Here is a 5,128-nt window from a genome sequence, read left to right as displayed (position 1 = left end):
CAAGTTGCTGGTGGAGACTTGGCCGTCTCACGAGGGTCATCAATATGCAACCAAGCCATACAGGGCTCAGCAACTCGCGTGCCTGACGGTCACGCTGCAGAGACGCAAAACGGCTTGCTTTCACACCTCGTGCAGACTGACTACCTGCACTGTGGTGGCAGCTTCCAGACGTACGTCATGAACCGGACGCGACTGAACGAGATCAGACGTGCGGCGCTTTTGGTGGCGTCTGGGGCGCAGGATGATTGGATCAACCTCGTCATCGTGTATAGCTATCAGCTCGCCGGGCTCCACGCCGAGCCTTTGCAACTGCTCCTTTTCGATCGGGCAGTTTAGCATTGCGGCCTTTGCGCCGCAGTCTTTCAGGGTCAGCTTCACGGCTTCCGCCAGATCGGTGACTGCAACCGCGTAAGTTACATGCCTGAAGTCTTCGTCGTCGTCGCGGTCTTTCTTGAAGATGGCGACAGTCACTATCCAACCATCCTCCTTGCTGCACCTCGGGAGCAGCCCTCGCCATGTGAGATCGGCTCGGACCGATGATCCTGCAAATTCGGAGCCATCGGGCATGCATGCCGTCAACCGAGCGCGGCTGCACGCAAACAAGAAACATACCTAGACTAGCCTCAACGGCTCGCGGGAGGCAGGTAACGAGGCATCATGCGCATTGCGCACTCATTAAGCTGTGCGTGAAACGCGTCGGCGGTGTCGCTGTTTCCGAAAAATATTCGACGGCGGTCACGGCCAAGAGCTTCGATACAAAATTCGCGCGCTTTGTGGATGGCTCCACGTTCCGCGTCAGTTAGTGCGTTTTGGGCATTCACAGACGAATCGGTCAGGAGGAGGAGCCGCGGCGGCGATCAACGGTCGTTTCATATCGGAGGCTCAACAAAGGCGCAGGCGAGATTGGTCCGGAATACTAATCGAGCCATCCCTCGTTGTCGAATTCGGCCGGTCTTGATTAATCGGTATCATCCCGGGAACCTCTTCCACACGAGCCGGGAGTTGCGATAGGCTCATAGCCTCAAGAGGAGGCGACTGGGAGTGCCGAGCGAGAAGCGGGTCAGTGTTGAAGAGCGGCCGGCAATCCTCCCGCGCCTTCGTTCCATACAGGCGTGACGCAGGGCGCGTTTCCAGCGTCTCCTAGCTGATCCTGACATCGCTCAGAATGATCCGGGGCGGTTCAAGTCCATCAAGGCGGCGCAGCACTACACGGCCGTCGCGATGCGCGCGGAAGCCATCCTGCGCAGGCTGATCGAGAGTTAAAGCGTGTCCGCCCGTTGTCGGCCTCGGCACGATGTGAGAGCTTATTTTGGGGATGAAACCGGGGTGCTTCGCGATCACATCATCATCAGCGAGATGCGAGCATAATCAATGGCCGTGACAAACGAACAGATAAAGTCTGTTGCCGTGCTCGGGACCAAAGGTATTGAGTTGCAGCTATCGCTGGCGGACAAGACAGTGCAGGAAGTTTTCTATCAAATCTGGCCATTCGCTTATTGCTACGGAGTTTTCGAGGCGCTCACCGGTCATTATCGCATGCATACAGTCGAGACATACTTGCTCATCACGGTCGGCTTCGAGGAGTTGTTGAGCGAAAAGGATGGTCGGAAGCAACTTGAAAAGGCTACTCAACTTCAGACGAATACGCTTTTCGTGGAAGGTAGAGCGCACGGCTTTGACGACTTCTCACAATGGGTGACGTCAAAAGACTACCGACCTCTATCGCGGATGAACTTCTTTGCTTTCGGCAAACCCACGATGAAATAGGTTTTGACTTTAGCGTTGGGGATGAATTTGGCGGCACGCATGCGGACTTCATCCATCGATCTGTATTTCGGCTCCGCTAGAAGCGCGTCTAGATACTCATCCGCATAGATTTCGTTCTCGATTCTGAACGAGCCAACCGACATCGGTCAATGCCTCGCGGAGGAGCTGCGATACGGTCGTAGATTACCATAGACCAACCTGCGAGACGGTAGGCCGTTTCGAACTCTCCTTTGTCAGCGGCTCGAAGCGTTGCCCGCCCCACAAGAAATCCGGCACTGAGGCTAGAGCGCACGGCCTCCATGCTGTGCATTAAGCATACGCGCCTACCGCGAGAGGACTGCGAGCGCGAATTGAAGTTCACCGCTAGCTGCACTGGGCCAGCCGCTCCGCAACAGATGCTTGTAGCCTTGATTAGCCATCCATCGGGCGCGGGCGAGATGCGTCTCATAGGCCCGGCGGGCGCGCTCCGGCTCGTGTGTGGGATCGATGCGCGACACTCCGCGACCTCGTGCCAGTCAGCGCCCTCTGCATCCGCGTCGAGCAGGCGCATATAGGTGACGGCGTGCTCCCGGTCGTAAGGGGGCAGGGTCTGATCGGTCGGGGCCGTAGCGAGTGGCTTTTGCATTTCCGTATTTCTCCCAAGGCCGGCGTAAGGTTGCGTGAGAACTTGGCGCGAATTGCGGCGCTGAGCGTGTCGCGCTCCCGTAGCCCGGAGGGCGACGGGCTCAGGCCCGGGCAGCCGGCGAGTTTTCCGGTTCTTGGTCCACCGTCAAGACAGTTGCGATCGCCGTCACTACTGCCTCGGCAGCGCCGACGATCATACGGCTCGCGATGATGTGATAGATGTCGTTAAGCCAGACCGGCGCCGATTCCGCGATCGCGTCGCTATCAAAGCACTCTTGCGTCCAACGCGCTTGACCAAAACGCCTACGAATGGCGACAGGATCGCGATGATCACCGCCGACCCGGCAAGCACCGTCGGAACCAATATTTGCGCTTCCGGGTTCTGCGCAAGATCTTTCATCATAAACGGCAGGACTTGCGATACAGAACCACTCCAAAAATCGTCATCCATGGGGCAGATGTCAAAATCCATCCCTGCAGCGACCTCGCCTGTCTTGTCATACATTTCCCCCTCTCGTGACATACTTGTTGTGGGCCGAAGTGAGTACGGAGTTTGCGTTCGGTCCACGGACGTGGCCCTGCCACCGCGGAATCGACGTCCGTCCCTTCCCAGCTGACTTCGCCTGCTTCCGATCAGACGGGCGTAGCCAGAAACGCGTAGCCTTCACGAAGAAGGCCCATCGAATGGTCCCGGCCATGCTCCGGTTTGCGCTCTTCCCGGCAAATGGCGTATGCGATGTCGTATACGCGACTGACCCTTTGCTCGCGCCGACGGCAATAGGTCACGAGCGAAGTCTCCAAGTCGTTGTTGCGATCCAGTTCCTGGGCAAGAACCAGTGCATCCTCGATTGCCATACCGCCGCCGGACGTCATTTGCGGCGTCAACGAATGGGCCGCGTCGCCCAATAGCACGACACGGCCACGGTGCCAGGGGGCTGGCATCATCAAGACATCAAATGGGCGGTAACTTATGTGCCTGTCTTCGCCGATCACCTTGGCAGCCGCGACCAGTTCGGGCGCCGTAAAGGGGGCGAGCAGTTTACGGAGATAGTCGCACACCTGATCTTGCGGAATACGAAGCTTTTCGTCCGTGCGTTCCAAGAAGAACAGATAGCACAGTTCCTTCGATAGCGGCAGCGCGCCAACTACCCGGCCCGTCGGAAGGCGATATAGGACGAAGCCATTCATCGCCTCGGTGCGAAAAACCGTATAACGCCATACGCCTTGACCGGCGTAGTGCGGCTTGAACTCTTCGCCGAAGATGCTCTGGCGGATGTTGGAATAGGCACCATCCGCAGCGATCAGCAGGTCGGCGCGGTCCGTCTCGCCGTTCGATAGCTGAACCGTCACCCCTCCATCGTCCTGATCAATTCGGGTGACCGTTGTGTTGAAATCAATCTTCGCGCCGCCCTTCGTCGCAAAGTCTTCCAGGATCTGTCCCAGACGTGGCCGCATGATTCCCAGTGCGCCAGGACGATCGGCGTCCCAGATTCTTGGGGTGGACTGTTCGCTCAGAATCGTTCCTGCGCCATCGCGCACCGACACGATGTCCCAACCAAGGCCACCTTCAAGACACGCATCCACCAATCCCAGTTCGGCGAGTGCCCGCAAGGCGTTCCCCAGCAGCGTAATACCGGTGCCGATCCGGTCACGCTTGTCTCCCATTTCAATGACTCTGGTGGATACGCCGATCTGTTGAAGCGCATGGGCCACCGTCAAGCCGCCAATTCCGCCACCCACGATGAAAACCGTCTTCACCGCGCCCATGTTTCCTCCTCTCCTTGTTGGCATTTTATTATCTTGGCGATCACACTTCGCGGGCGTCAACAACTCGGGTGCCAAAGAGGAGAGGAGCAAGCGACTCGCTTCTTCACAACGCGCCAGCTAACTGCTCGTGGAGCTTCCGGACATGCATGTTTCCAATCCGACGCTGTTGAATGAAAAATCAGACGTTGGCTAATGATGCCGAGGCCGTGAGGTGATTGGATCAATGTCATCGTCGTGAACCACGGCCAGTTCGCCAGCTTCCAAGCCGAGACTTTGCAACATTCCAGCTTCGAGCGGACGGTTAAGCATTGCGCCCTTTGCGACGCTATCTCTCATGGCCAGCTTTGCGGCTTTGCTCGGGTTTGCGACTGCGACCGCGTAAGTTATGTGCCTGTACCCGTCGTCGTCGTCATCGCCGTCTTCCTTGATGGCGACCGTCACTAACCAACCGTCCATCCTGCCGCTCCGTGAGGCATTGGCCTACGAGCTAACGAGCCTCTGCCAGAGCCATCGAACATCCGTGACACGGGGCTAGCCGCGAGGTCGGGGCCGCGTGCGCCAGTCCGTTGATCAGGTCTCTTGCTTTCGAGGCGTATCCGGTGACGACCTAGTCCTACTGCGTCACAAACGATGATCTGTCTAGTCGTCGGTTAAGAAGCCGATTTGAGTGGTGTGCGGTGGCTGGTGACTGAGAAGAAGGCAGCCAGGAAGAGGTACCAAAGAGCCCTTAGCCAGGCGAGGATGCGGCGGAAGTTGTAACCGACGGCGGAGAGGATGACGTTGGCGGCATCGCCGGCGCGGCCTTTGAGGTAGCAGCGGCCGAGGTGTCCGTCAGCCTTCAAATGGCCGATCACGGGCTCGATAGCGGAGCGGCGCCGCAGCTGGCGCTTGATAGTGCCGAAGACGCCGCGCTTCTGGCCGGAGATGAAGACGCGGCGCGGGTTCTGTGCGTCATGGCCGCGGTATCCCT

General features: G+C 58.2%; 5 protein-coding genes and 2 pseudogenes. 1 reads left to right on the top strand and 6 read right to left on the bottom strand.

Annotated features, from left to right (window positions below; all coding sequences use genetic code 11):
- Window positions 1-120: 120 nt before the first annotated feature.
- Window positions 121-471, bottom strand: coding sequence for a hypothetical protein (locus tag K359_RS56320; protein ID WP_245284952.1), 351 nt, complete (start codon window positions 469-471; stop codon window positions 121-123).
- A 900-nt stretch (window positions 472-1,371) separates the two neighbouring features.
- Here K359_RS56320 and K359_RS0146855 point away from each other — a divergent pair.
- On the top strand, window positions 1,372-1,767 hold the full coding sequence (locus K359_RS0146855) for a hypothetical protein (RefSeq protein WP_029085132.1): 396 nt from the start codon (window positions 1,372-1,374) through the stop codon (window positions 1,765-1,767).
- Between the two features lie 323 nt (window positions 1,768-2,090).
- Here the strand turns inward: K359_RS0146855 and K359_RS65545 are convergent.
- The 5 genes and pseudogenes from K359_RS65545 to K359_RS56310 all read right to left on the bottom strand — a co-directional run.
- Window positions 2,091-2,392, bottom strand: a pseudogene (locus K359_RS65545) (DNA -binding domain-containing protein).
- Window positions 2,393-2,584: 192 nt separating this feature from the next.
- The gene (locus tag K359_RS0146850) at window positions 2,585-2,896 is read right to left on the bottom strand and encodes a hypothetical protein (protein WP_029085131.1); all 312 of its coding nucleotides are present in this window, start codon (window positions 2,894-2,896) and stop codon (window positions 2,585-2,587) included.
- Window positions 2,897-3,024: 128 nt separating this feature from the next.
- Window positions 3,025-4,158: an FAD-dependent oxidoreductase gene (locus tag K359_RS0146845; protein WP_029085130.1), complete on the bottom strand. Its 1,134-nt coding sequence runs from the start codon at window positions 4,156-4,158 to the stop codon at window positions 3,025-3,027.
- A gap of 189 nt (window positions 4,159-4,347) precedes the next feature.
- Window positions 4,348-4,614: a hypothetical protein gene (locus K359_RS56315; protein ID WP_063619010.1), complete on the bottom strand. Its 267-nt coding sequence runs from the start codon at window positions 4,612-4,614 to the stop codon at window positions 4,348-4,350.
- A 194-nt stretch (window positions 4,615-4,808) separates the two neighbouring features.
- Window positions 4,809-5,128: pseudogene (locus K359_RS56310) on the bottom strand (IS5/IS1182 family transposase); the annotation flags it as partial.

It is taken from the genome of Bradyrhizobium sp. th-b2 (genome assembly GCF_000426785.1).
In the GTDB taxonomy this organism is placed as follows: Bacteria; Pseudomonadota; Alphaproteobacteria; order Rhizobiales; family Xanthobacteraceae; genus Bradyrhizobium; species Bradyrhizobium septentrionale.
The sequence above is the reverse complement of the archived record's forward strand: the minus strand, read 5'-3'. Positions and strand labels throughout refer to the sequence as shown.

Bases quoted from the DNA above. Each gene is read 5' to 3' on its own strand.
- K359_RS0146845 (WP_029085130.1), bottom strand. From the start codon at position 4,158: ATGGGCGCGGTGAAGACGGTTTTCATCGTGGGTGGCGGAATTGGCGGC.
- K359_RS56315 (WP_063619010.1), bottom strand. From the start codon at position 4,614: ATGGACGGTTGGTTAGTGACGGTCGCCATCAAGGAAGACGGCGATGAC.
- K359_RS0146855 (WP_029085132.1), top strand. From the start codon at position 1,372: ATGGCCGTGACAAACGAACAGATAAAGTCTGTTGCCGTGCTCGGGACC.
- K359_RS0146850 (WP_029085131.1), bottom strand. From the start codon at position 2,896: ATGTATGACAAGACAGGCGAGGTCGCTGCAGGGATGGATTTTGACATC.